General features: G+C 32.3%; 26 protein-coding genes. 13 read left to right on the top strand and 13 right to left on the bottom strand.

From position 1 onward, the window contains the following. Positions 1-146: 146 nt before the first annotated feature. The 5 genes from rplS to AST99_RS06210 all read right to left on the bottom strand — a co-directional run bounded on the left by rplS (position 147) and on the right by AST99_RS06210 (position 5199). Positions 147-500, bottom strand: coding sequence for a 50S ribosomal protein L19 (rplS, locus tag AST99_RS06190; protein WP_057780295.1), 354 nt, complete (start codon positions 498-500; stop codon positions 147-149). Between the two features lie 126 nt (positions 501-626). Then, positions 627-1304: a tRNA (guanosine(37)-N1)-methyltransferase TrmD gene (gene trmD / locus AST99_RS06195; protein ID WP_057780297.1), complete on the bottom strand. Its 678-nt coding sequence runs from the start codon at positions 1302-1304 to the stop codon at positions 627-629. A 136-nt stretch (positions 1305-1440) separates the two neighbouring features. After that, the gene (locus AST99_RS06200) at positions 1441-2061 is read right to left on the bottom strand and encodes a hypothetical protein (RefSeq protein WP_057780458.1); all 621 of its coding nucleotides are present in this window, start codon (positions 2059-2061) and stop codon (positions 1441-1443) included. 140 nt (positions 2062-2201) lie between these two features. Further along, on the bottom strand, positions 2202-3650 hold the full coding sequence (locus AST99_RS06205) for a glyceraldehyde-3-phosphate dehydrogenase (RefSeq protein WP_057780299.1): 1449 nt from the start codon (positions 3648-3650) through the stop codon (positions 2202-2204). A gap of 142 nt (positions 3651-3792) precedes the next feature. Continuing rightward, entirely contained in the window at positions 3793-5199 is a 1407-nt protein-coding gene (locus tag AST99_RS06210; protein WP_057780301.1) for a trypsin-like peptidase domain-containing protein, read from the bottom strand. Between the two features lie 150 nt (positions 5200-5349). On the opposite strand from AST99_RS06210, the gene dapF reads away from it, so the two are divergent. From dapF to AST99_RS06230, 4 genes are all read left to right on the top strand, one after another. Beyond that, positions 5350-6129: a diaminopimelate epimerase gene (gene dapF / locus AST99_RS06215; RefSeq protein ID WP_057780303.1), complete on the top strand. Its 780-nt coding sequence runs from the start codon at positions 5350-5352 to the stop codon at positions 6127-6129. Further along, positions 6123-6647, top strand: coding sequence for a GNAT family N-acetyltransferase (locus AST99_RS06220; RefSeq protein WP_057780305.1), 525 nt, complete (start codon positions 6123-6125; stop codon positions 6645-6647). The genes dapF and AST99_RS06220 overlap by 7 nt, the downstream gene beginning before the upstream one ends. After that, the gene (gene mltG, locus AST99_RS06225; protein ID WP_057780307.1) at positions 6647-7690 is read left to right on the top strand and encodes an endolytic transglycosylase MltG; all 1044 of its coding nucleotides are present in this window, start codon (positions 6647-6649) and stop codon (positions 7688-7690) included. The genes AST99_RS06220 and mltG overlap by 1 nt, the downstream gene beginning before the upstream one ends. 223 nt (positions 7691-7913) lie before the next feature. After that, positions 7914-8585 (top strand): hypothetical protein, encoded by a 672-nt coding sequence (locus tag AST99_RS06230; RefSeq protein WP_057780309.1) that lies wholly within the window; start codon positions 7914-7916, stop codon positions 8583-8585. 5 nt (positions 8586-8590) lie between these two features. Here AST99_RS06230 and AST99_RS06235 read toward each other — a convergent pair whose 3' ends face one another. From AST99_RS06235 to dnaA, 3 genes are read right to left on the bottom strand one after another with little or no spacing between them, the layout of a single operon-like run. After that, positions 8591-9307, bottom strand: a complete 717-nt coding sequence (locus tag AST99_RS06235; RefSeq protein ID WP_057780311.1) for an SAM-dependent methyltransferase — start codon at positions 9305-9307, stop codon at positions 8591-8593. Between the two features lie 43 nt (positions 9308-9350). Then, positions 9351-9803 (bottom strand): low molecular weight protein-tyrosine-phosphatase, encoded by a 453-nt coding sequence (locus AST99_RS06240; RefSeq protein WP_057780313.1) that lies wholly within the window; start codon positions 9801-9803, stop codon positions 9351-9353. Between the two features lie 11 nt (positions 9804-9814). Further along, the gene (gene dnaA / locus AST99_RS06245) at positions 9815-11242 is read right to left on the bottom strand and encodes a chromosomal replication initiator protein DnaA (protein WP_057780315.1); all 1428 of its coding nucleotides are present in this window, start codon (positions 11240-11242) and stop codon (positions 9815-9817) included. Positions 11243-11425: 183 nt separating this feature from the next. Between dnaA and AST99_RS06250 the strand changes: the two genes are divergently transcribed. After that, entirely contained in the window at positions 11426-11824 is a 399-nt protein-coding gene (locus AST99_RS06250) for an acyl-CoA thioesterase (RefSeq protein ID WP_057780317.1), read from the top strand. A gap of 2 nt (positions 11825-11826) precedes the next feature. Here the strand turns inward: AST99_RS06250 and AST99_RS06255 are convergent, their stop codons facing one another. The 3 genes from AST99_RS06255 to ribD are packed head-to-tail and all read right to left on the bottom strand — an operon-like array spanning position 11827 to position 14050. After that, entirely contained in the window at positions 11827-12435 is a 609-nt protein-coding gene (locus AST99_RS06255) for an IMPACT family protein (protein WP_057780319.1), read from the bottom strand. Positions 12436-12438: 3 nt separating this feature from the next. Beyond that, positions 12439-13053: an HAD family hydrolase gene (locus AST99_RS06260; RefSeq protein ID WP_057780321.1), complete on the bottom strand. Its 615-nt coding sequence runs from the start codon at positions 13051-13053 to the stop codon at positions 12439-12441. Beyond that, complete coding sequence (gene ribD / locus AST99_RS06265; RefSeq protein WP_057780323.1) at positions 13046-14050, bottom strand: bifunctional diaminohydroxyphosphoribosylaminopyrimidine deaminase/5-amino-6-(5-phosphoribosylamino)uracil reductase RibD; 1005 nt, start codon at positions 14048-14050, stop codon at positions 13046-13048. Before ribD ends, AST99_RS06260 begins: the two co-directional genes overlap by 8 nt. A gap of 27 nt (positions 14051-14077) precedes the next feature. Here ribD and AST99_RS06270 point away from each other — a divergent pair, with 27 nt between their 5' ends. The 6 genes from AST99_RS06270 to AST99_RS06295 all read left to right on the top strand — a co-directional run bounded on the left by AST99_RS06270 (position 14078) and on the right by AST99_RS06295 (position 19810). Beyond that, entirely contained in the window at positions 14078-14560 is a 483-nt protein-coding gene (locus tag AST99_RS06270; RefSeq protein ID WP_083495615.1) for a GNAT family N-acetyltransferase, read from the top strand. Beyond that, positions 14557-15429: a peptide chain release factor N(5)-glutamine methyltransferase gene (gene prmC, locus AST99_RS06275; protein ID WP_057780325.1), complete on the top strand. Its 873-nt coding sequence runs from the start codon at positions 14557-14559 to the stop codon at positions 15427-15429. The genes AST99_RS06270 and prmC overlap by 4 nt, the downstream gene beginning before the upstream one ends. Beyond that, on the top strand, positions 15426-16007 hold the full coding sequence (locus tag AST99_RS06280; RefSeq protein WP_057780327.1) for an LOG family protein: 582 nt from the start codon (positions 15426-15428) through the stop codon (positions 16005-16007). Before prmC ends, AST99_RS06280 begins: the two co-directional genes overlap by 4 nt. A 2-nt stretch (positions 16008-16009) precedes the next feature. Next, complete coding sequence (ligA, locus tag AST99_RS06285; RefSeq protein WP_057780329.1) at positions 16010-18007, top strand: NAD-dependent DNA ligase LigA; 1998 nt, start codon at positions 16010-16012, stop codon at positions 18005-18007. Positions 18008-18382: 375 nt separating this feature from the next. Beyond that, complete coding sequence (locus tag AST99_RS18845) at positions 18383-18904, top strand: hypothetical protein (protein WP_157486316.1); 522 nt, start codon at positions 18383-18385, stop codon at positions 18902-18904. A 525-nt stretch (positions 18905-19429) separates the two neighbouring features. Next, entirely contained in the window at positions 19430-19810 is a 381-nt protein-coding gene (locus AST99_RS06295) for a hypothetical protein (RefSeq protein ID WP_103192725.1), read from the top strand. Here AST99_RS06295 and AST99_RS06300 read toward each other — a convergent pair. Further along, positions 19800-20714: a bifunctional metallophosphatase/5'-nucleotidase gene (locus AST99_RS06300; RefSeq protein ID WP_057780335.1), complete on the bottom strand. Its 915-nt coding sequence runs from the start codon at positions 20712-20714 to the stop codon at positions 19800-19802. The two genes, AST99_RS06295 and AST99_RS06300, sit on opposite strands and share 11 nt — an antisense overlap. 11 nt (positions 20715-20725) lie before the next feature. Then, positions 20726-21484 carry a 5'-nucleotidase C-terminal domain-containing protein gene (locus AST99_RS06305; protein WP_057780336.1) on the bottom strand — a complete coding sequence of 253 codons (759 nt, stop codon included), beginning with the start codon at positions 21482-21484 and terminating at the stop codon, positions 20726-20728. 69 nt (positions 21485-21553) lie between these two features. Here AST99_RS06305 and AST99_RS06310 point away from each other — a divergent pair, with 69 nt between their 5' ends. After that, the gene (locus AST99_RS06310) at positions 21554-22072 is read left to right on the top strand and encodes a DUF6913 domain-containing protein (RefSeq protein WP_057780338.1); all 519 of its coding nucleotides are present in this window, start codon (positions 21554-21556) and stop codon (positions 22070-22072) included. A 4-nt stretch (positions 22073-22076) separates the two neighbouring features. Then, positions 22077-22958, top strand: a complete 882-nt coding sequence (gene dapA / locus AST99_RS06315) for a 4-hydroxy-tetrahydrodipicolinate synthase (RefSeq protein ID WP_057780340.1) — start codon at positions 22077-22079, stop codon at positions 22956-22958. The last annotated feature ends 138 nt before the right edge of the window (positions 22959-23096 follow it).

Here is a 23096-nt window from a genome sequence, read left to right on the forward strand (position 1 = left end):
TCTATAAAGATAAGAAATATTATTAGTTTTTCAAGCAGTTTTAACATTTTAGATATCAACAACTTATAAACCGGGGTTATTAACTTTTGTTCATAAAAAAAGTCCTAACAAAATTGTTAGGACTTTTTAATATTATAAAGTGAAGATTATTTGTTTCTTCTTTCTTTAATTCTTGCTTTTTTACCAGTAAGACCTCTAAAGTAGAAGATACGAGCTCTACGCACTTTACCTTTTTTGTTGATCTCTATTTTTTGTAAAGCTGGCATGTTTACAGGGAAGATACGTTCTACACCTACAGTACCAGACATTTTTCTGATTGTGAATGTTTCAGAAGCACCTGTTCCTCTTTTTTGAATCACTACACCTCTAAAAAACTGAGTACGTACTTTTTCACCTTCTCTAATTTCGTAGTACACAGTAATTGTGTCTCCAGCTCCGAATGCTGGGAATTCTTTTTTTGTTACAAATTCGTCTTGTACAAATTTTATTAAAGATTCCATATCTTTATTATTTAATTATAGTTAATCCAAAGCAACATTCACGATTTTCGCCAGAGGTTGGTTCGAAATTGGCTGCAAAAATAGTGATTTATTTCTTATCTGCAACACTAAGTGTTTAAAAAAATATTAGTCGTCTAAAAGATCAGGCCTACGTGTTTTGGTTCGCTCAAAAGCTTGATCTTCACGCCATTTCTCTATTTTAGGAAAATTACCTGTAAATAAAATTTCAGGAACTTTTAATCCTTTATACTCTCTTGGGCGTGTATAAATAGGTGGAGCTAGTAAGTTATCTTGAAAAGAATCTGTTAAAGCAGAAGTTTCGTTACCCAAAACACCTGGTATTAATCTTATGATTGAATCGCACAATACTGCTGCTCCCAATTCCCCTCCAGAAAGCACATAATCTCCGATAGATATTTCTTTAGTGACAAACAAATCACGTACGCGTTGGTCTACACCTTTATAATGACCGCAAAGAATAATGATATTTTCTTTTAGAGATAAAGTGTTAGCCATACCTTGTTTTAATGTCTCTCCATCTGGAGTCATATAAATTACCTCGTCGTAATCTCGCTCAGATTTTAATTTGGAAATGCATTTATCAATAGGTTCTATAAGCATAACCATTCCGGCACCTCCTCCAAACTGATAATCGTCTATAGTTTTATAGTTATCTGTAGTATAATCTCTTAAATTATGAAAATGGACTTCGACTAAATTAGCATCAATTGCTCGTTTTAAAATAGATGCTTCAAACGGACTTTTAAGTAATTCGGGTAAAACGGTAATGATATCTATGCGCATGGCTTCCTATTAAATCAAATGCAAAGATGCGAAGAATGGATTTAAAAACCGAAGATATTTATTGTGCAATTGTGATTAACAAAAAAGTCCATACATGTTGTATGGACTTTTCTGTGATTACGTGACTGTATATGTTTTAAGCGTTGCCTTTTTGTTTATTTAGCTCATCTTGTAATTGTCTGCGTACTTTTTGTTCTCTTTCTAAAGCTGTTTTACGGTGCTCGTCAAATTCTTCTTCTATTTCTGAAAGCATACGTTTGGCTTCTTTTGTTACCGAATTACTGTTTCTAAATTTATAGATAAAGAATAATAAACAAATTAAAAGTCCGCCAATAATAGACCATATAAAAGTATTATAAGTGGTTTTGCTTAATTGCATTCCTAAAAACTCCATGCTATCTTTTTCTTGATTTGTAAGATCTAGCGTGTTTTGAGTTTCGTTTAATTTAGATTTTAATGTCGCAATTTCTTTAGCCTGTTGATCTACGATTGTTTGTGTTTCAACTAAATCTTTTCTAATGGCTTGTAAAGAATCTAGAGTATGAGATTTTAATGTTTGTAACCATACTTTTTTAACGACTTTATAATTCTGATAATTATTTGATTTTTGAATGATGAATTCAAATTGGTTATCTAAAGTTCCTTCATTTAAAGATAAATTTGAATCGGATTCTGTTTCAGTATTTGTTTGTGCTGATAACGTAATGGTAAGCAGACACGTAATTAAAGTGGTTGCTATGGTTTTTACTACATTCATTATAGAAATCTTATTTGGATTTTTTTTGGATGTCACGAATTTAAAAAATAATGTTTAAGTTCTGCACTTAAATTTGCAAAAAACCTCACTATAGTGCGGTTTTATATATACGTTAGAATTTTATAAACGGATGCTTTCTATTAATAATATGTATAACGTCTTACTTTAGAAATGTATTTTGCTAACCTAACTACCTGATGGCTATAACCATATTCGTTATCGTACCAAATATATAAAATCACATTTTTGTTATTCGGTCTTACAATTGTGGCCTTACTGTCAAAAATAGCAGGAGCAGAACTTCCTACAATATCACTAGAGACCAACTCATCATTAAGTTCATATTTAATTTGTTCTACTAATGGGCCTTCTAAAGCACTCTTTTTAATAGTAGAATTTAATTCTTCTAGACTAGTTTCTGTGTTTAATTCTAAATTTAATATGGCTAAAGAGCCGTTAGGCACAGGAACACGTATGGCGTTAGACGTTAATTTACCTTCTAAACTTGGTAGTGCTTTAGAGACTGCTTTTCCGGCACCAGTTTCTGTAATTACCATATTTAAAGCAGCAGCTCTTCCGCGACGATATTTATTATGAAAATTATCGACCAAATTCTGATCGTTAGTATAGGCATGAATGGTTTCTAAATGGCCATGTTTTACACCATAAACATCTTCTATTACTTTTAGAATAGGAGTGATGGCATTTGTTGTGCATGATGCTGCAGAAAAAATATTAACTGCATCGGGCTTATATTCTAAATGATTTACTCCATGTACAATATTGGGTATGCCTTTTCCAGGAGCAGTTAATAATACTTTGTTTACACCCTTTGCATGTAAATGTCTGCTTAATGCTTCTTGATCTCTAAAAGCTCCAGTATTATCTATCACTAGAGCATTATTTATACCGTAAGCTGTATAATCAATATCTTCAGGATTATTTGCTGAAATAATTTTAACTGTAGTTCCGTTAATTATTAGGGCGTCGTTTAGGGCATCTACAGTTACTGTTCCCGAAAAATCTGCATGTATAGAATCGTTTCTTAAAAGTGATGCTCTTTTTTCTAATACCGTTTGATCTATTTTACCGCGAGTTACAATCGCTCGTAAACGCAGCTGATTTCCAGCTCCAGTTCTTGTCATTAACTCTCTAGCAACTAAGCGTCCAATTCTTCCAAAACCATATAGTACAACATCTTTAGGTGTTATTGGACCATTTTTTTTAGCATCTTTAAGTTTGTCAACAATAAAAGAGGTGGCATTGTGGTGGTGCTGGTCTTCAGATTTAAATTCAAAAGTTAACTTTCCAATATCCAGTTTAGCAGGAGGTAAGTCTAATTTTTTAATGGCTTGCGCAATTTCTACAGAATCGAATACAGAAATGGGTTTTTGTACAAATTGTCCAGCGTATTCATGCAAGTTTAAAATCTCACTCACATTACGGTCTATAAGTTGATTTCTGAACAGTACAAGTTCTATCGCTTTATCGTACCAAAGGTCGCTTACTATTTTAATAAATTTTACTGTAGCTCGTCTTCTATCGGCTTGAAAAGCCAATTCTTTTTCATAAGTTTCGTTAAAACTCATTGATTTAATTTTTAGTTAGTTGTTTATATCTGATACAAAAGTAAAAGATTTCAAACGTTTTCGTAAATGTTTTTAAAAAAAATAAAACCTCCTAGAATATCTAGAAGGTTTTATTTTAAACGAATTCAATGCGTTTAAATTATTATCTAAAATTGTAACGCTCTTTTTCTCCATTTGCGTTTATTAATTCAATTTGCAAAGGTTCGTAAGGTGATTTGTTTTTAAGTATGGTTTGTACATCGTCTATACTATTTACTTTTTGAGTATTTATAGCGGTAATAATTGTACCTTCCATAATGCCGTTTTGTTTCCAATATTGGGCATATTCATCATTAAGTCTTATAATTTTGACACCATTATCTAAGTTGAATTTTTTAAGATCTTTTTTATCTGTATTCTTAATAACACCAACTAATGGCATGGTAAAAGTTTGATTTCTAATTAAGGTTACAGGAATTTCTTTTAAATCACCATCTCTTAGAATTGTAACATTCACTACATCATCTGGACGTTTAGTATTTAAATGTCCTCTAAGATCTGCAAATTTTCTAATTTTTACTTGATCTACTTTTTTAATAATATCGCCTTTTTCTATACCCGAAACTTGAGCTCCAGAACCTTCTTCAACATTATCTACATAAAAACCTTCGGTATCATCAATGTTTAATTTTTCAGCAAAAGCATTATTTAAAGCACCTCCAGTCACACCTAAAATTCCATTCTGTACGTTACCGTACTCCATAATATCTTCAATTACTTTTCTTGCTATATTACTAGGTACGGCAAAAGAGTATCCAATATAAGATCCCGTTTGCGAAGATATTGCAGTGTTTATTCCTATTAAATCTCCGTTAGCATTTACTAAAGCACCACCAGAATTTCCTGGATTAACAGCAGCATCTGTTTGTATAAACGATTGGTAACTATCTCCCGTTAAATCTCTAGATTTTGCACTAATTATACCAGCCGTAACTGTAGATGTTAAATTAAAAGGATTCCCAACAGCAAGTACCCATTCTCCTAATTTTGCCTGATCGCTATCTCCAAATGTGGTATATGGTAAATCTTCTTCGGTATCAATTTTTAGTAAAGCAATATCTGTTTTATCATCGCTACCAATAATTGTAGCATTGTATTCTCTATTGTCATTTAATGTAACAGTAAGTTCTTGAGAATTATTAATAACATGATTGTTTGTAATAATATAACCGTCTGGTGAAATAATAACTCCAGATCCTGTACCTACTTGAGGTCTTGCAGAACTTCTACCTAAGAATAAGTCTTTATAGGTCATTTGTCCAGAAACAATTGAAGTGTTTTTTACGTGCACAACACTGTGTACTGTATTTTCTGCAGCCGTAGTAAAATCGGGTGCATTATTTATCATATTGGTATTAGCTACATTTGTAGTAGGTAAAAAATTTGAAGGACGAGATTCTGTTTTAGTAATCACTAAAGCATCTTCATTTTCCAAAAACATTTTATAGGCGCCAAGAGTTAACAAGCCACCTAAAGCTGAAACAAAGACTAAGGTTAATATTTTTTTCATGTTTAGTGTAATTTAGGTTATTAAATAATAAAGATTAAAATTAATTCTTTATGGTGTATGCTAGTAATTCTTTAACGCTATTTAACTTACTATTAAAGAGTTTTTAACACACGAATTAATAGCTAAATATTCCTATATTTGCTGCTAATTATGACACATACTTTTTACAAATACCAAGGAACAGGGAATGATTTTGTGATGATTGATAATCGTCTAAATACATTCAATAAACAAGATACAGCGCTTATTAATCGACTATGTGATAGACGTTTTGGAATTGGAGCAGATGGTTTAATTTTATTAGAAAATCATGACGAAGCCGATTTTAAAATGGTGTATTATAATGCCGATGGTAACGAAAGTACCATGTGTGGAAATGGCGGACGTTGTTTGTCTCAATTTGCTAAAGATTTAAATGTTATTGATAAAAAAGCATCTTTTGAAGCTATCGATGGGATGCATCATGTGGTGTTTGATGGAGATTTAGTGCAATTGCAAATGCAAGATGTACCTACTGTAGAAGATCATAAATCTTATGTGTTTTTAAATACAGGTTCACCACATCATGTGCAATTTGAAGATAATATTGCATCTTTCGATATTAAAACGATTGGTAGAAATATAAGAAACGGTGCTCCTTATTATAAGGAAGGCACTAATGTAAATTTTGTTAAGAAAATTTCTAGCAATGAGTTTCAAGTCAGAACTTATGAAAGAGGTGTAGAAGATGAAACCTTATCTTGCGGTACGGGAGTTACTGCAGTTGCTATTGCCATGAATTATTTAGGAGAAACTCCAGATAATACGGTACATTTAAAAGTACAAGGCGGAGAATTAAAGGTGTCTTTTACTAAAACAGAATCAGGATATAATAATGTATGGTTAACAGGACCTGCAAAACAAGTTTTTAAAGGCGAGATAGCATGGTAACCTTAAAAGGAGAACATGTGTATTTGCGTGCTTTGGAACCCGAAGATTTAGATTTTATTCATGAAGTTGAAAATGATGAGTCTATCTGGGAACTTAGTAATACGCAAACACCATATTCTAAATTTTTAATAAAACAATATTTAGAGCAAGCACATTTAGATATTTATGAAGCCAAGCAATTACGCTTAGTCATTTCAGATTATAATGAAAATACAATTGGTTTGATAGATGTTTTCGATTTTGAATTTCAGAACCGAAAAGCCGGTATCGGTATTTTAATTACTAATGCAGCTAAGCGCGCTCAAGGCTTAGGGAGTGAAGCACTCTCTCTCTTAGTTAATTATTGTTTTACACAACTTCAATTACATCAAGTATATTGTAATATCTCTGAAGATAATACAGCAAGTCTTAAATTATTCACCAAACAAGGGTTTCAAAACGTCGGTTTAAAAAAAGACTGGAACTTTGTAAACGGTACTTATAAAAACGAATTTCTTTTACAACTAATTAATAGCTAATGTATATTAAAAAAATTATAGTTGCCATAGTGCTTCTTGGACTAGTAGTTGCTGCGTTTTTTGCAAATTATGTGTATTCTGCTATGTTTAAGCCTAATACGGCTTTTAATAATGAAACAGCTTATGTATATATTCCAACAGGAGCTACTTATCAAGATGTACGCGAACAATTAAAGCCTTTATTAAAAGATATTGGAACCTTTGATGCTTTGGCTGAACGTAAGCAATACACTACACATATTAAAGCAGGAAAGTTTAGTCTTACAAAAGACATGAATAATAATGATATTATAAACTCTATTCGTATTAAAAATATTCCAATTCAAGTTGCTTTTAATAATCAAGAAAGTATTGAAAAATTAGCAGGACGTGTATCTGCTCAAATAGAAGCCGATAGTTTGTCTTTAGTTGTAGCCATGAAGGATTCTCTGTTTTTAGCTACAAATAAATTCACAACAGCAACGCTATTAGGTATGTATATTCCCAATAGTTATGAGTTTTTCTGGAATACTTCTGGTGTACAGTTTAGAGACCGCATGTTAACGGAGTATAATAGATTTTGGAACGCGACTAGACTTGACAAAGCAAAAGCCATTGGTTTAACACCTAACGAAGTTATTACTTTAGCATCTATTGTTCACGAAGAGTCTAAAGCAGCAGACGAGCAGCCTAGAATTGCAGGTGTGTATTTAAATAGATTAAAAGTTGGGATGCCTTTGCAAGCAGATCCTACTCTTAAATTTGCTGCTTACCAATTACCAGAATACAAAAACACCCTAATTAAACGTGTGTTAAACAAACATAAAACGATAGAATCTCCATATAACACGTATATATATAACGGATTACCTCCAGGGCCAATTGCTATGGCAGACCTTACCGCTATTAATGCTGTTTTAAATGCCGAAAATCATGGGTATTATTATTTTGCAGCTGATGCTGAACGCATAGGTTACCATAGATTTGCTAAGAATTTAAGTCAGCATAATGCTAATGCAAGAGCCTATCAGAACTACCTAAATCGTCAAGGAATTAGACAATAATTATAAAAATTAGAATTTTAACAATAATTTATGTAATACTTGTCTTACATGAAATTGAGTTCTAAACAGGCTCTGAGCTCGGTTAAAACGTACATTTTTAGGCGAATAATAGGGGTATTTTGGTGTTAAATGATTAATTTTCAAATTAATAAAATATGTTGTACATTTGCCGACTGAAATTTTCAGGTAAACTTTATTTACTTGCCTGAAGAAATTAAATGGTATGATAAAAAATATTGGAAGTTACTTATTCGTAATTCTTGCAATATGTTCTTTGGCTTTTTATTCATTTTCAACAGAAGAGACCTTTAAAGTAGGGGACAGTTATTTAACAAAAGGCATAGCCTTAAATTACAACATGGTTAATGATAGTGTTAGCCACAACAATGCAGAAGCATTAAAAACAGATATTGCAAGTTCATTTTCACCATCATTAGGAAAGACCTATGTTGGTTTTAAAGAAGCTTTAGGTTTTAAAGAATCTAGAGGTAATTATTTTACAGTTAATACACTAGGGTATTTAGGAAAATACCAATTTGGAAAAGAAACATTAAAAATAATCGGAATACATAATCCGGTACAGTTTCTAAAAAATCCAGAATTACAAGAAAAAGCATTTTTAGCAAATGCAGAACGTAATAAATGGATTTTACGTCGAGACATTAAAAATTATGTAGGGAAAAGAATTAATGGCGTTGTAATAACCGAATCGGGAATACTTGCAGCAGCACATTTATCTGGACCAGGAAATGTAAAGAAATACTTAAGGAGTCATGGTTCTACAAGTTTTTCTGATGCATACGGAACAACAATTGAGTATTACATGAAGAAGTTTTCGGGTTACGATACTTCTTTTGTGAAACCAAACAAAAAAGCGAAAGTGAGTAAAGCTTAAGTTTTTTAACTTTTATGGATTATAAAAATTGAAGGCCTCTTATGGAGGTCTTCAGTGTTTTTAGACCATTCTGAAGCAGGTTTGGTTTTAATAAACTCTGTAGGTAATGTAATATCACATGCCACACACACCATAGTGTTTTTGCCTAGTGTGTTAGAAAGATCTTCTAGCATTTTATTGTTACGATACGGAGTTTCAATAAAAATCTGTGACTGATTATGATCAAAAGATAAACGTTCTAAGCGTTTTAACTCCTGTTTTCTTTCACTCTTATCTATGGGTAAATATCCATTAAAAGAAAAGCCTTGACCATTCATGCCAGAACTCATTAGTGCTAATAGTATAGAAGATGGGCCAACTAAAGGGACTACTTGTACACCTTGTTCATGGGCAATTTTTACAACATCAGATCCAGGGTCGGCAACACTAGGACAGCCAGCTTCAGATAGCAATCCAACATTTGTACCTGCTAAACAAGGTTCCAAGAAACTAGGTAAATCGCTAGATTCTGTGAATTTGTTTAAATGAAACATTTTTAAATCAGATTGTACAGTGTCTGGTGAGATGCGTTTAATAAAACGTCTAGCTGTTTTTTCATTTTCAACAATAAAAACCGTTGTATTTTCAATGATAGTTTTTACAGAAATGGGTAATACTTCTAAAGGTTCGTTATCGCCTAAAGTGGTTGGAATAAGGTAAAGTTTTCCTAAAGAAGATTTCATAGCTGTAAAATTTTGTCAGTTTTAAATATCGTACTAAGTGGTGTTATTTTAAATTGTCAGCAATAATATCGCAAGCTTCATCTAACATTTTGTACACGTTTTCAAAACCATGAGTTCCGCCGTGATAAGGATCGGGAACATCATAATCTTGATTTGGGTATACTTCATTCAAAATCATTTTTACCTTTTGTTTATCGTTATCATGTCGAGCTAGGTGTAAGATGTCTCTGTAATTAGCACGATCCATAGCGTAGATGATATCAAAATCGTCAAAATCTCTAACAGAAAATTGTCTTCCCATTAAATTAGAAATATTGATGCCGTATTTGTTGCCAACGGTTATAGAGCGATTATCTGGATGAGATCCAATATGGTAACTAGATGTTCCTGCAGAATCTACAACAAAATCTTCATAAGGTAATTTAGAACGTAAAATACCTTCTGCCAATGGAGATCGGCAGATATTTCCAAGGCAAACCATGAGTATTTTAGTCATTGTAATATGTTTTAAACAGAAAGTTTTTTAGTAATATCTTCTACGTACTTTTTAAATTGCTTGTCTGTAGTCGATAAGTTATCAACTGTTTTACAAGCATGAAGTACGGTAGCGTGATCACGTTTTCCAATTTGTGACCCGATACTTGCTAATGATGCTTTTGTATATTTTTTAGCAAAAAACATAGCTAATTGTCTAGCCTGTACAATATGTCGCTTTCTTGTTTTAGACTGCAACGTATCTACATTCATTTGGAAATAATCTGAGACTACTTTTTGTATGTAATCTATAGAGACTTCGCGTTTTGTGTTTTTTACAAATTTTTCTACAATTTGCTTTGCAAGATCTAGAGTGATTTCTTTTTTATTGAAAGACGATTGAGCAATTAACGAGATGATAGCACCTTCTAATTCTCTTACATTTGTTTTAATGTGTTTCGCTACATATTCAACAATCTCTTCAGGCATATCTACACCGTCACGATATAATTTGTTGTTTAAGATAGACACGCGTGTTTCAAAATCTGGGCTTTGCAATTCTGCAGATAGTCCCCATTTAAAACGAGATAGTAAACGTTGTTCAATATCTTGCATATCTACAGGCGCTTTATCACTTGTTAAAATCACTTGTTTACCATTTTGGTGTAAGTGATTAAAAATGTGGAAAAACACATCTTGTGTTCCTGTTTTACCAGATAAAAATTGAACATCGTCAATAATTAAAACATCTATAATTTGATAGAAATGAATAAAATCGTTTCTATTATTCTTCTTAACCGAATCTATATATTGTTGCGTAAACTTTTCAGCAGATATATATAAGACTGTTTTTTCAGGGTATTTATCTTTAATTTCAACTCCAATAGCATGTGCTAAATGGGTTTTTCCAAGACCAACGCCTCCAAAAATTAATAGTGGATTAAAAGAAGTTCCTCCCGGTTTTGCAGAAACTGCTAAACCAGCACTTCTTGCCAAACGGTTAGAATCGCCTTCTAAAAAATTTTCGAAACTGTAATTAGGATTAAGTTGAGACTCTATCTTAACATTTCTAATACCTGGAATAATAAACGGGTTACGTAATTCTGGGTTTTTATTGTTAAGTGGAATATCTACATCTTGAGCTTTAACAGCAGATCTGCTTGAACTCGGAATACGTTCTGTAAACGGTTGTTTGTTGCCATATGTGTTTTCCATTTTAATAATGTAAACCAATTTGGCTTTTTCACCTAACTCCTTAGTTAATGCTACTTTTAAAATTTTAACATAGTGTTCTTCCAACCACTCGTAGAAAAATTTGCTAGGAACTTGTATGCTTAGCGCATTGTCCGTTAGCTTAACTGCGGCAATAGGTTCAAACCATGTTTTATATGCTTGCGGTTGGATATTATCTTTTATAAATTCGAGACAGTTATTCCATACCGATTGCGCAGTTACACTCATTATAATTTAAAAGATTTTTTAGTTAAAGTTAATAAGAGATGTTGAAATAATCTCTCGTTTTTTGGTTTGACAAATATGTGAACAAAAATCTTAAAAAAAAAATGCTTTGCTATTGAATTTAAAGATTTTTTTCCTCATGTTTATCAGGCTTTCTAAGCTACGAAAAAATAATGATACTTTACTATGATAATTGATGAAATAGAAATAAGAGTGCGATATGGTGAAACCGATCAAATGGGGGTGGTGCATCACGGTAATTATGCGTTGTACCTAGAAATGGCGCGGACTGAGTGGTTAAGGTCGCTTGGTGTGTCTTATAAAGAGATGGAAGATAAAGGTATTATGTTACCTGTAATTTCAATGTCTTTAAACTACAAAAAATCAGCTTTTTACGACGAGGTAATTAAAGTGAAAACGATACTAAAAAAACAACCTTCTGTTAAGATCGATTTTGATTTTGAAATCACAAATCAGAAGGGAGAATTGTTAGTTTTAGCGAACACAGTTTTGGCATTTATTAATATGGAAACAAAGCGTCCAATAAAATGTCCGAAATATATATTGGATTTAATACCTGAATAATCTTACAGTTGTTTTATTTCAACCTCAAATAGGGTGCTAAAACTATTAAAAATAGCTTCAGCATCTTTTTTTCTGACAGAAATAGTGAGTTCGCAACGCAACTCTAATTTCTGATGTGTTACGTTTATATTTTTCTCCTTAATAATACGCATCACCTTATTCATGTTTTTATAATCATATATAATAAGGTAATCTATATTTATAGTGCGTTCTACAATTTTAGAAGCTTCTAAACTTAATTGTGCAGATGTTCTATAAGCGCTAATTAAACCTCCAACGCCTAATTTAACCCCTCCAAAATAACGAACCACAACTATTAAAACATTGGTGACATTAAAAGATTGAATTTGTCCGTAGATAGGCATTCCGGCAGAATTATTAGGTTCGCCATCGTCGTTTGCGCGATAAGCAATGTCTTCTGTACCTATTTGATAAGCGTAACACCAATGCCTAGCGGAGTGATGTTGTTTTTTTATAGCTTCTAACTGTGCTTTTACATCGTCTTCGGTCTTAACCGGAATAGCATATCCAAAAAACTTGCTATTCTTTTCTTTAAATAGTGTTTCTTCAGACGGCTTTAAAATGGTGTTGTATGTGTCTTGTACTTCCAAAAATTAGCTAAATAATTCTTTTTTTGTTTCAAATAGCGTGGTAACATCTTCTTTTCCTGGAATTATGTTCCAAGTATTGATACCTAGTTTTTCTGCGCTTTCAGTATTTTCTTTAAGATCGTCTACAAATAAGGTTTCCGAAGCTATTAAATTGTTTTCTTTTAAAACGAATTCGTAAATATCTGGATTCGGTTTTCTAAGATTAATTTCGTGCGATAAGTAAAAGACGTCAAAGTAACTTTCAAATTCTTTAAAAAATGGCACATAACTTTTTACAAATTCTATATGTAAATCGTTAGTATTACTTAATAAAATAAGTTTGTATTTTTTACTTTCTGAAAGTGATTTTAAAAACTCTAAACGATGATGAGGAAAATCTTTTAATATGGAGTTCCAGATCTCTATAATTTTATCTTTAGTAATTTCAGGGAACGATGTTTCGTAAAACTCTAAAAATTCAGAATTATCAATCAATCCCATTTCATACAAACTATTAATATGAACCATGTCTTCTGGAATGTTTTCTAACTTAAAGTTTAGAAGTGCTTGTTCCAGAGCTCCTACTTTATCTAAATTGATAAATACGTCGCCAAAATCGAAAATTATTGTCTTAATCATTAATGTAATATTTTAAAGTATCGTTTAATAGTTTGGTTTCGGAAGTCAAGCTTCCTTTTATAAATGGAGCTTTTGTGCCTTCCATAAACAGATTTGTGCCGTAAAATATACGAGCTTCATCCCAAAGGTTTTCATCTATAAAATCTTGTAGGGTGTTATGTCCTCCTTCAATTATTATAGAGTTTATATTGTACTCATGTAATTTTTCACAGATTTGAGTAGCTAAAGGTTTAGAAAAATCTAAGTCAGTTTTTGTTAATTTTATGGTTTTAGCAGATGTATTAAAGACTGCTGCTGTATCAGGTAAATTATTATACTTGTCTATAACAACTCGTGTAGGTTGTAAACCGGTCCATTCGCGAACAGTTAAACTCGGATTGTCTTGTAATACCGTATTTCCACCCACTAAAATGGCTTGTTCTTCTGCGCGCCATTTATGAACTAGTTGTCTAGAATATGGATTAGTAATCCAAACGGGTTTTTGCTCGTCTTTTGTTTCAGGAGATAAAAATCCATCTGCAGACTGAGCCCATTTTAATATAATGTATGGTCTTTTTTTATTGTGAAAGGTAAAAAAACGTTTGTGGTGTTCTTTGCATTCTGCTTCCAAAACGCCAACAACAACATCGCACCCAGCATTTTGTAATTTTTTAATACCTCGACCGGCCACTAGAGAATTATCATCTATAGTTCCGATAACAACTTTAGGAATTTTATGCGAAATAATAAGGTCGCTACAAGGAGGTGTTTTTCCAAAATGAGAACACGGTTCTAGTGTAACATATAAGGTCGCGTTTTGTAAAATAGATTTATCTGTAACCGATTGAATGGCATTTACTTCGGCATGAGGTCCGCCATAAGGACTCGTAAAACCTTCAGCTATAATTTTATCGTTGTACACTATAACACACCCTACCATTGGGTTTGGTCGTGTGGTTCCAAGTCCGTTTTTGGCAATTTCTATACAGCGATTTATGTATTTTTCATGTATCTTCACATCACAAAAATAAGATTAAAAACGAGTATGAGCCATTTCGAGATAAGAGAAATTCAAACAAAAGATAATCAGCAAGTCGCAGAGGTGATTCGCACGGTATTGGTTGAATTTGGTGTGCCAAAAGTGGGCACGGCTTATGAAGATGAAGCCTTGAATGATATGTTTGAAGCCTACAATAATCCAAATATGGTTTATTTTGTGGTGGAAGACCATAATAAAATTATTGGAGGAGCCGGAATTGCACCTTTACCAGAAGCAGAAGGTGTTTGCGAACTTCAGAAAATGTATTTTTTAGATGTTGCAAGAGGAAAAGGAGTTGGTTCTAAAATGATGCATACCTGTTTAGAATATGCTAAAACCCTAGGATTTAAAACGTGCTATTTAGAGACTTTACCATATATGACGTCTGCTACAGCTTTATATAAAAAGACTGGTTTTAAAAACTTAGAAGGACCTTTAGGAAATACAGGGCATTATTCGTGTAATGTTTGGATGACAAAAGCATTATGAAATTAAAAACGCTACAAGAGACCTTTCATCACGCTTTAGATGGAGACTATGATTCTAGAGAAGTAGACCACTTCTTTTTTATGGTATGCGAATATTATTTCAATTTTAAACGAATAACTTTAGCACTCGAACCGGATTACAGTATATCTGAAACTGAAGCTATTCCTGTGTTAGATGCCTTGGAATCTTTAAAACGCCATGAACCCATTCAGTATGTATTAAAATCTACAGAGTTTTACGGCATGGAGTTTCAAGTGAATAATTCGGTATTAATTCCTAGACCAGAAACAGAAGAATTAGTGGCATGGATTATAGAATCTGAATTGGGACAAACAACAAAGCCTTTACGGATTTTAGACATTGGTACAGGGAGTGGATGTATTGCAATATCGTTGGCTAAAAAGTTTAATAATGCTGAAGTTTATGCGGTTGATGTTAGTGAAGATGCTCTTGCTGTTGCAACACAGAATGCTAAACATAATAAGGTTGATGTGAATTTTATACATGCCGATATTTTATCTGTAGAGACTTATAAAAATGCACATTTTAAATTACCGTTTGATGTTATTGTGTCTAATCCGCCGTATGTTCGCGATTTAGAAAAGCTTCAAATGAAAGCAAATGTGTTAGATCATGAACCACACCTTGCTTTATTTGTAGAAGATCACGATCCGCTTAAGTTTTATAAAGCCATTACAAAATTGGCTAAAGATAATTTGGTAAACGACGGATTGTTATTTTTCGAAATCAATGAGTTTTTAGGCGATGAAATGGTCGATTTATTAAAAGCCCATACTTTTACGCATGTAGAATTGCGACAAGATATGTTTAAACGAAATAGAATGATTAAAGGCATAAAAGAATTATGAAATCTATAGCTGTATTTTGCGGATCGAGTGAAGGCTCCGATTCAAAAATTATCTCTGAAGCGTATCAACTTGGTAAAACGTTTGGAGAACAACACATAAAATTAGTTTACGGAGCTGCTAAAATTGGGATTATGGGTGAAATTGCTCGTGGTGTGTTAGAGGCTCAAGGTGACGTTTTGGGTATTATTCCTGGGTTTTTAGAAACAAAGGAAATTGTACATCCAAAATTAACAGAACTTATCGTAACCGATAATATGCACGAACGTAAAGTAATTATGTATGAAAAATCGGATGGATTTATGGTGCTTCCTGGCGGATTTGGAACCATGGATGAATTTTTTGAAATTACAACTTGGGGACAATTAGGTCTTCATGTAAAACCAATTGGGATTTTAAATATTAATGGGTTTTTCGATAATTTACTAGCGCAATGTGATACCATGGTTGCTCGTGGCTTTTTAAAACAAGAAAATTTAGAAGCTGTTGTTGTAGATGATACTATAGATGGTTTATTAGAAAAAATGAATAATTACAAGCCATTACCTGCTCCAAAATGGTTAAATAAAGATAGATTGTAAGTATGACAATTGAAGCACAAATTCAGCAATTAAGAGACGAATTAAACAATTATAACTATAAATATTACGTTCTAGATCAGAGTGAAATTAGTGATTTTGAGTTCGACATGAAACTAAAATCACTACAGGATTTAGAAGCTAAGCATCCTGAGTTTTACGACGAAAATTCTCCGACTAACCGCGTTGGGGGCACAATTACTAAAAACTTTAACACTGTAGTTCACGATTATCGCATGTATTCTTTAGATAATTCATATTCTAAAGACGATTTGTTGGCATGGGAACAACGTGTGAAAAAAATGGTGGATGGCGATGTGTTTTATACTTGTGAATTAAAATACGATGGTGCTTCCATAAGTTTAACTTACGAAAACGGTGTGCTTACCAAAGCAGTGACTCGAGGCGATGGTGTGCAAGGTGATGAAGTCACGGCGAATATAAAAACCATAAAATCGGTGCCTTTAAAACTGAAAGGTGATTATCCGGAGAAGTTTGATATTAGAGGGGAAATTGTGTTGCCATTTGATGGTTTCAATAAAATGAATGAAGATCGGATTGAGATTGGAGAAGAACCCTATCGAAATCCGAGAAATACGGCTTCAGGTAGTTTAAAATTACAAGATAGTAGCGAGGTGGCTAAGCGTCCTCTAGAGTGTTTATTGTATACTATTATTGGACGGAATTTAAATATTCAGTCGCAAATAGAAGGCTTACAAAAAGCAAGAGACTGGGGATTTAAAGTGCCTAGTGCAGCAAAATTAGTGCATTCTATAGACGAAGTTTTTGAATTTATAGAATATTGGGATGTGCATCGACACGATTTACCATACGAAACAGATGGTGTGGTTATAAAGGTGAATAGTTTTCAGCATCAAGACGAATTAGGGTATACTGCTAAGGCGCCACGATGGGCTATGGCTTACAAGTTTAAAGCAGAACAAGTATCTACTCGATTAAACGAAATTACATATCAGGTTGGTCGAACAGGTGCAATTACACCTGTGGCTAATTTAGAACCTGTAGAATTAGCAGGAACCACAGTAAAGCGAGCCTCTTTGCATAATGCAGACCAAATTGCAAAGCTAGATATTCGTGAAGGCGATGAAGTTTTTGTTGAAAAAGGAGGTGAGATTATACCTAAAATTATAGCTGTCGATTTAACGCAGCGTCCAGCAGATTCTCAGCCTACAATATATATTACACATTGCCCAGAATGCCATACAGAATTAGTAAGACAAGAGGGTGAAGCACAGCATTACTGTCCGAATTACAATGGGTGTAAGCCTCAAATTATTGGTCGTATTCAGCATTTTATTTCAAGAAAAGCAATGGATATTGATGGGCTAGGAGGAGAGACTGTAGCATTGTTAGTTAATGAAGACTTGATTCATAATTATTCAGATTTATATGAATTAACAAAAGACGATGTTCTTCCGCTAGAGCGTATGGCAGAAAAAAGTGCTGATAATTTAATTAACGGCATCGAGCTATCTAAACAAGTGCCATTTGAGCGTGTGTTATACGCCTTAGGTATTCGTTATGTAGGTGAAACAGTTGCTAAAAAACTAGTTAAGCATTTTAAGTATATTGATGCAATTGCAGAAGCTACCGAAGAGACTTTGGTAAATGTAGATGAGATTGGTGTAAAGATAGCAAAGAGTGTTGTTGCGTTTTTTCAATCAGATGAAAATAAAATAATTATTGACCGTTTAAAAGCTTTTGGAGTGTCTCTTGAGATTTCAGTAGAAGCCTTAGCGAATCAATCTGATGAATTAGCAGGAAAAGTTTTTGTAGTATCTGGAGTTTTTACAACTGTATCTCGAGACGAACTTAAAAAAATGATAGAAGATAACGGAGGTAAAGTTGGAAGTTCTATTTCCTCAAAAACTAGTTTTGTGGTTGCGGGAGACAAAATGGGGCCTAGTAAACGTGCAAAAGCAGAGAAACTCGGAATTGAAATTTTATCTGAAAACGATTTTTTACAATTGTTAAATGTTTAGTAATGTTTTAAAATTTTACATGTTCTTGCTCGAAGTCTTCAAGTTTAATTATTAATAATTATATTTGTTAGCTTGTCTATGTACATATTTATGAGGAAAACATATTTAATATTAATTATATTAATCATTTTAAGTGTATCGTATTTGTTTTTACAGTGTGCTGAATTGTATAATTTTTCAAATGTTATTATGGCCTTAGTTGTGCCTTTTATTTGTGTGTTCTATTTATCTACTCATAAAAATCCTAAACTATATTTTACTGCATTTTTAACATTATTTTCTTTAGCTCATATTTTAGCTTTCTTTAGTGAAACTGAATATTTGCATGAGAATTTAATTTACTTTTTAGGGAACTTTTTGTACATATCTGCGTATATGTCATTAATTTTTGGAGTCTTTAAGGGGATGTATTATAAAGATATAATCCCTCGATTTAATCTTACCATAATTATTTTATTATTATTAAACTCTTATGTATTGTTTTCCTTAGTAAATGGTGATTTAGCAATTAATTCTCCTTCTACAGAAACAGTAATAGGAGCACAAGAAACTTCAAAATATGTAGGGACTATCACTTTAGAAGCAGACGCGCTTCCTTTAGAAGATACAACGGCATCTATTGTTTTAGAGTTTGTGTATAATCTAGTTATATTAATATTATTAAATGTAGCGTTTATTAATTATTTGTATAAAGATAATACTAGGTCTTTCTTTTTGTTTATTGGAGCACTTTGTGTGTTTTTCTCAGAAATTATTCAATATGTAACAAGATTTCCTTCAGAAGAAATTTCACTAAACATAATATGCTTTCTTTTAATAGTGTCTGGCTTTATGTGCTTTTATCTATTTGCCATTCAGAATGCTACCAAAAATGTAAAGATGGTGGAGTTAGATTAATTATAATTTACATCTAATTTTTTTATTATTCTTCATAAATGTAGTTCATCGAATTATTACTATTTTTTCGATAAAGCGCATGATAAATCCGACGTATTGTTGTATGTTTGCTCAACCTACTTATGATTGTTTATTTTGAAGAACTGGATTAAATTTAATTATAGTAAGATCTTTATATCGGTCTTATGTCTTCTAATAGGCGTTAATATATTTGCTACAGTAACAGATAGAGAGTTGCTTTTGCAGTGTGTTAAGCCTTTAGTAATACCTGTGTTCATACTTTTCTACTTTATCAGGTGTAATTATATTAATTGGTATTTAATTACCTATTTGGTTACAGCGTTCTTAGCAGATTTCACTTCAATATTTTTTGATAGCCCTGAAATTCTACATTATAGCAATCTATTTTACTTAATTAGTTATTTAAGCCTTTTAGGACTTGTGTTAACACAATTTAAAGGGATAAAATTCGGTCTCTTTCTTGGAAGTTATTTACTCGTAGTTTTTATAATTAATACCTATTTATTGTATCAATTATACACCGTTTTAGATGGGATAATTAAAGATCCGATTATGGTTATGTTTTTTGGATTACATACGGTTACCTTAATCATTCTTGCCTTTGTGTCTTTTGCTGTGTATTTAAACTCAGATACAAAATCGACTATTCAATATTTAGTCATGTCTTTATGCTTTATATTTAGTGAAGTCCTGTTCTATATTCATAATTATTATATTTATGATTGGACTTTAGTCTTGTTAGAGCGTGTGTTATATAGTGGAGGGTTAATTTTTCTGTTTAATTATATGGTCACAAAGAATAAAGCCAAAAAAAGAGCGCAAAAAATACGCTCTTATAATTTCGTGTTTACTAAGCAGCAAGAACAAAATGCTATTAAACAATAATAGATGTGCCTTCTGCAGCTTTATTTTTATTAGTATCAAAATAGAAATCTATTTTTCCTAGATTAATTCCGTAACATCCTACTTGGTTAACAAGTGTGTCTTTACCTTCAATATTCTTTACAATAGTTGGTTTAGGTAGGAATGTGTGTGTATGTCCGCCAATAATTAAATCGATATCTTTGGTAGCGGCAGCTAATTTTAAATCACTAATTTTTGTTTCAGAATTGTATTTATATCCTAAATGAGATAAGCAAATAATTAGGTCGCACTGTTCCTGCTCTTTTAAAATTCGACTCATGTCTTGAGCCATTTCAACAGGATCTAAATATTTTGTTTCTTTATACATGGCAATATCTACAAGGCCTTGTAATTCTATACCAACACCAAATACACCTATTTTAATACCATCTTTAGAAAAGACTTTATAAGGTTTGGTGTGTGTATCCATTATGGTGTTAGAGAAATCGTAATTTGATATTAAGAATGGGAACTCGGCATGTGGTAATTGAGCATATAATCCATCTATACTGTTATCAAAATCATGATTTCCTATAGTTGCGGCGTCATATTTAAGTTTACTCATGAGTTTAAACTCTAATTCCCCGCCGTAAAAATTAAAATATGGTGTGCCTTGAAAAATATCTCCAGCATCTAATAACAAGGTGTTTGGATTGTCCAAACGAATTTTGTCTATTAAACGAGCACGTTTAGCAACACCGCCTAGATTTGCGTTTCTACCGTCGTTAGGTCCAAACGGATCTATATGACTATGCACATCGTTGGTATGTAAAACGGTTATTTTTTTTGTTTTAGGAGCAGCCGTAAAAGAGGTTAAACTTAATCCTCCTAAAGCAACTAACGATGTTGCAACTGTAGATTGTTGTAAGAAGTCTCTACGTTTCATAAGGCTTTACATTATTTTATTTGGATAAACCTGTCGTCTATCACCGGATTAATAGTATCTACTTTTGTAAAATAATCGATAAATGCGTTTCTTAATTTATAATTTAAATCGTACACACTATCATTAGGTTTAAAAAACGTCATATGGTCTCCACCATTATATAAATAATCGTTTGTAGCGACGTAATATGTTTTGTTTTCATCTATGGCTTTACCTTTAACTAAGGCTTCAACAACATCAAAATCAGAGTTAATGGCAAGTTTTAATTTAGAAACGGGATGTGCGCTTTTAGACTGACTTAAATAAGTCATGGCGGCGTTTACATTTTTACCTTTAATAGCAGCAACAACAACACTATTTTCAAAAGGCATAATCTCATAAGCCGTACGTAACGTAATATTACCTTTAGAAATTGGCGCTCGGATACCACCTTTATTTAGGAGTACAAAATCTATATCGTGACCTGTTCTGCTTTTAAATATGGGATTGGCTTGCTCGTAAATGACATCGGCCATAAGATTTCCGATAGCCGTATTAAATGTTCCATTGTCTTTACTGTAAGTTTCTGGAGCATAAGCTAAAGTGCTATCAAGTGTGTTAATAACATGATCGTGATAGGGCTTAATAAAGTTAGCAATGTCTTGGTCTGGCGGTAATTCTGCTGAAATAGGAATTTCTTTACCTTCAATTTTTGTTAGATTTAATGTCTTCGTTTTACAGCTTACCAAAAACATAAGGCAGATGCAAACCATTAATTGTTTAAAAATCATAATTAAACTTATAAATTTTACTGAAGTATGGTTATAGTTTTTCTACATTTGCAAAAAGTTTAAAGATAAATGATTTTAAAAGGTTTTAGGGAAAAATCTAATAAAAAGTATTTTAATAAATTGTTGGCAAATCGCAAGATTTCTAACACCTCTAAACATATTGAAAGTTTGGGAGTTATATTAAACATTGATGAGTTTTCTAATACTGAGGCTATAGAATCTATATCTAAACTTTTAAAAATAAAACCCAATAGTTTTAAAATTTTAGCTTTTTCAATGTCAGAAGAAGGTAATGATGGTCATGGTTTTCCAGTATTTACCGCTAAAGATATAGGGTGGTCTGGAAAGATTAAAAACCCCGAATTAGAGCTGTTTTTAAATAATGAGTTTGATGCTTTAATAAGTTATTATTTTACAGATAATTTAGATTTAAAGGTCTTAACTGCCAAAGTTAAATCAGATTTAAAAATAGGGGTGTTACAAGAAGAACAACGGTTAAACGATTTAATAATTAATGTAAATCCGGATGCCATAGAAGTCTTTAAGCGAGAGCTTTTAAAGTACTTAAGTATATTAAAAAGAATTTAAACAGATGAATAGTAAATTAATAGGTACTGGAGTTGCTCTAGTTACACCTTTTAAGGCAGATCTTAGTGTAGATCATGATGCATTAACCCAAATTGTTAATTTCAATATCGAAAATGGTACCAATTATTTAGTAATAATGGGAACCACTGGAGAAAGTGTTACCGTTACTAAAGCTGAAAAGGAAGCCGTAATTAAAACCATAACTGAAACTAATAACGGTCGTATACCCTTAGTTTTGGGTATTGGAGGAAACAATACTGCTGCTGTAGTTGAAGAAATTAAAGCGACAGATTTAAGTCCTTTTGAAGCTATACTTTCGGTATCGCCTTATTATAGTAAGCCAACACAGGAAGGTGTGTATCAGCACTTTAAAGCAGTGTCTGAAGCCTGCCCTATTAATATCGTCTTGTACAACGTTCCTGGGAGAACAGCATCAAATATGTTACCAGAAACAACAATTAGATTAGCAAACGATTTTGAAAATATTGTAGCCATAAAAGAGGCTGGAAACAATATCGGACAATATTTAAAGTTATTAAAGGATAAACCAGAAGACTTTTTAGTTATTTCTGGGGATGACGATTTAGCTTTAGGAGTTGTTTTAGCTGGAGGATCTGGCGTTATTTCTGTAATTGGCCAGGCTGTTCCTGCTCAATTTTCTAAAATGATACAGTTAGGTTTAGAAGGAAAAGCTAAAGAAGCATATGCCATTCATTATAAATTAATGGATGTAGTAGGGTATATTTTTGAGGAAAATAATCCGTCAGGAATTAAAGCTGTTTTCGAAGCTTTAGACTTATGTCATGCAAGTGTAAGACTACCTTTAGTAGAGGCTACTGCTAGATTGAAAGATAAAATTAGGGCATTTGTGGCAGCTAATAAATAGATTTAAATCTGTATAAGCTTATCTAATTAGACGCTGTATGTTTTTTTGTAACTATTTTAAAAGTTAAAATATACTTAAAGCTAATTGTAACCTAATTACATCCTTTAATTTAGCTGAAAAATATTATTTTTAAAATCA

This window comes from Formosa algae (assembly GCF_001439665.1).
In the GTDB taxonomy this organism is placed as follows: Bacteria; Bacteroidota; Bacteroidia; order Flavobacteriales; family Flavobacteriaceae; genus Formosa; species Formosa algae.

Bases quoted from the DNA above. Each gene is read 5' to 3' on its own strand.
- rplS (WP_057780295.1), bottom strand. From the start codon at position 500: ATGGAATCTTTAATAAAATTTGTACAAGACGAATTTGTAACAAAAAAA.
- trmD (WP_057780297.1), bottom strand. From the start codon at position 1,304: ATGCGCATAGATATCATTACCGTTTTACCCGAATTACTTAAAAGTCCG.
- AST99_RS06200 (WP_057780458.1), bottom strand. From the start codon at position 2,061: ATGAATGTAGTAAAAACCATAGCAACCACTTTAATTACGTGTCTGCTT.
- AST99_RS06205 (WP_057780299.1), bottom strand. From the start codon at position 3,650: ATGAGTTTTAACGAAACTTATGAAAAAGAATTGGCTTTTCAAGCCGAT.
- AST99_RS06210 (WP_057780301.1), bottom strand. From the start codon at position 5,199: ATGAAAAAAATATTAACCTTAGTCTTTGTTTCAGCTTTAGGTGGCTTG.
- dapF (WP_057780303.1), top strand. From the start codon at position 5,350: ATGACACATACTTTTTACAAATACCAAGGAACAGGGAATGATTTTGTG.
- AST99_RS06220 (WP_057780305.1), top strand. From the start codon at position 6,123: ATGGTAACCTTAAAAGGAGAACATGTGTATTTGCGTGCTTTGGAACCC.
- mltG (WP_057780307.1), top strand. From the start codon at position 6,647: ATGTATATTAAAAAAATTATAGTTGCCATAGTGCTTCTTGGACTAGTA.
- AST99_RS06230 (WP_057780309.1), top strand. From the start codon at position 7,914: ATGATAAAAAATATTGGAAGTTACTTATTCGTAATTCTTGCAATATGT.
- AST99_RS06235 (WP_057780311.1), bottom strand. From the start codon at position 9,307: ATGAAATCTTCTTTAGGAAAACTTTACCTTATTCCAACCACTTTAGGC.
- AST99_RS06240 (WP_057780313.1), bottom strand. From the start codon at position 9,803: ATGACTAAAATACTCATGGTTTGCCTTGGAAATATCTGCCGATCTCCA.
- dnaA (WP_057780315.1), bottom strand. From the start codon at position 11,242: ATGAGTGTAACTGCGCAATCGGTATGGAATAACTGTCTCGAATTTATA.
- AST99_RS06250 (WP_057780317.1), top strand. From the start codon at position 11,426: ATGATAATTGATGAAATAGAAATAAGAGTGCGATATGGTGAAACCGAT.
- AST99_RS06260 (WP_057780321.1), bottom strand. From the start codon at position 13,053: ATGATTAAGACAATAATTTTCGATTTTGGCGACGTATTTATCAATTTA.
- AST99_RS06270 (WP_083495615.1), top strand. From the start codon at position 14,078: ATGAGCCATTTCGAGATAAGAGAAATTCAAACAAAAGATAATCAGCAA.
- prmC (WP_057780325.1), top strand. From the start codon at position 14,557: ATGAAATTAAAAACGCTACAAGAGACCTTTCATCACGCTTTAGATGGA.
- AST99_RS06280 (WP_057780327.1), top strand. From the start codon at position 15,426: ATGAAATCTATAGCTGTATTTTGCGGATCGAGTGAAGGCTCCGATTCA.
- ligA (WP_057780329.1), top strand. From the start codon at position 16,010: ATGACAATTGAAGCACAAATTCAGCAATTAAGAGACGAATTAAACAAT.
- AST99_RS18845 (WP_157486316.1), top strand. From the start codon at position 18,383: ATGTCATTAATTTTTGGAGTCTTTAAGGGGATGTATTATAAAGATATA.
- AST99_RS06300 (WP_057780335.1), bottom strand. From the start codon at position 20,714: ATGAAACGTAGAGACTTCTTACAACAATCTACAGTTGCAACATCGTTA.
- AST99_RS06305 (WP_057780336.1), bottom strand. From the start codon at position 21,484: ATGATTTTTAAACAATTAATGGTTTGCATCTGCCTTATGTTTTTGGTA.
- AST99_RS06310 (WP_057780338.1), top strand. From the start codon at position 21,554: ATGATTTTAAAAGGTTTTAGGGAAAAATCTAATAAAAAGTATTTTAAT.
- dapA (WP_057780340.1), top strand. From the start codon at position 22,077: ATGAATAGTAAATTAATAGGTACTGGAGTTGCTCTAGTTACACCTTTT.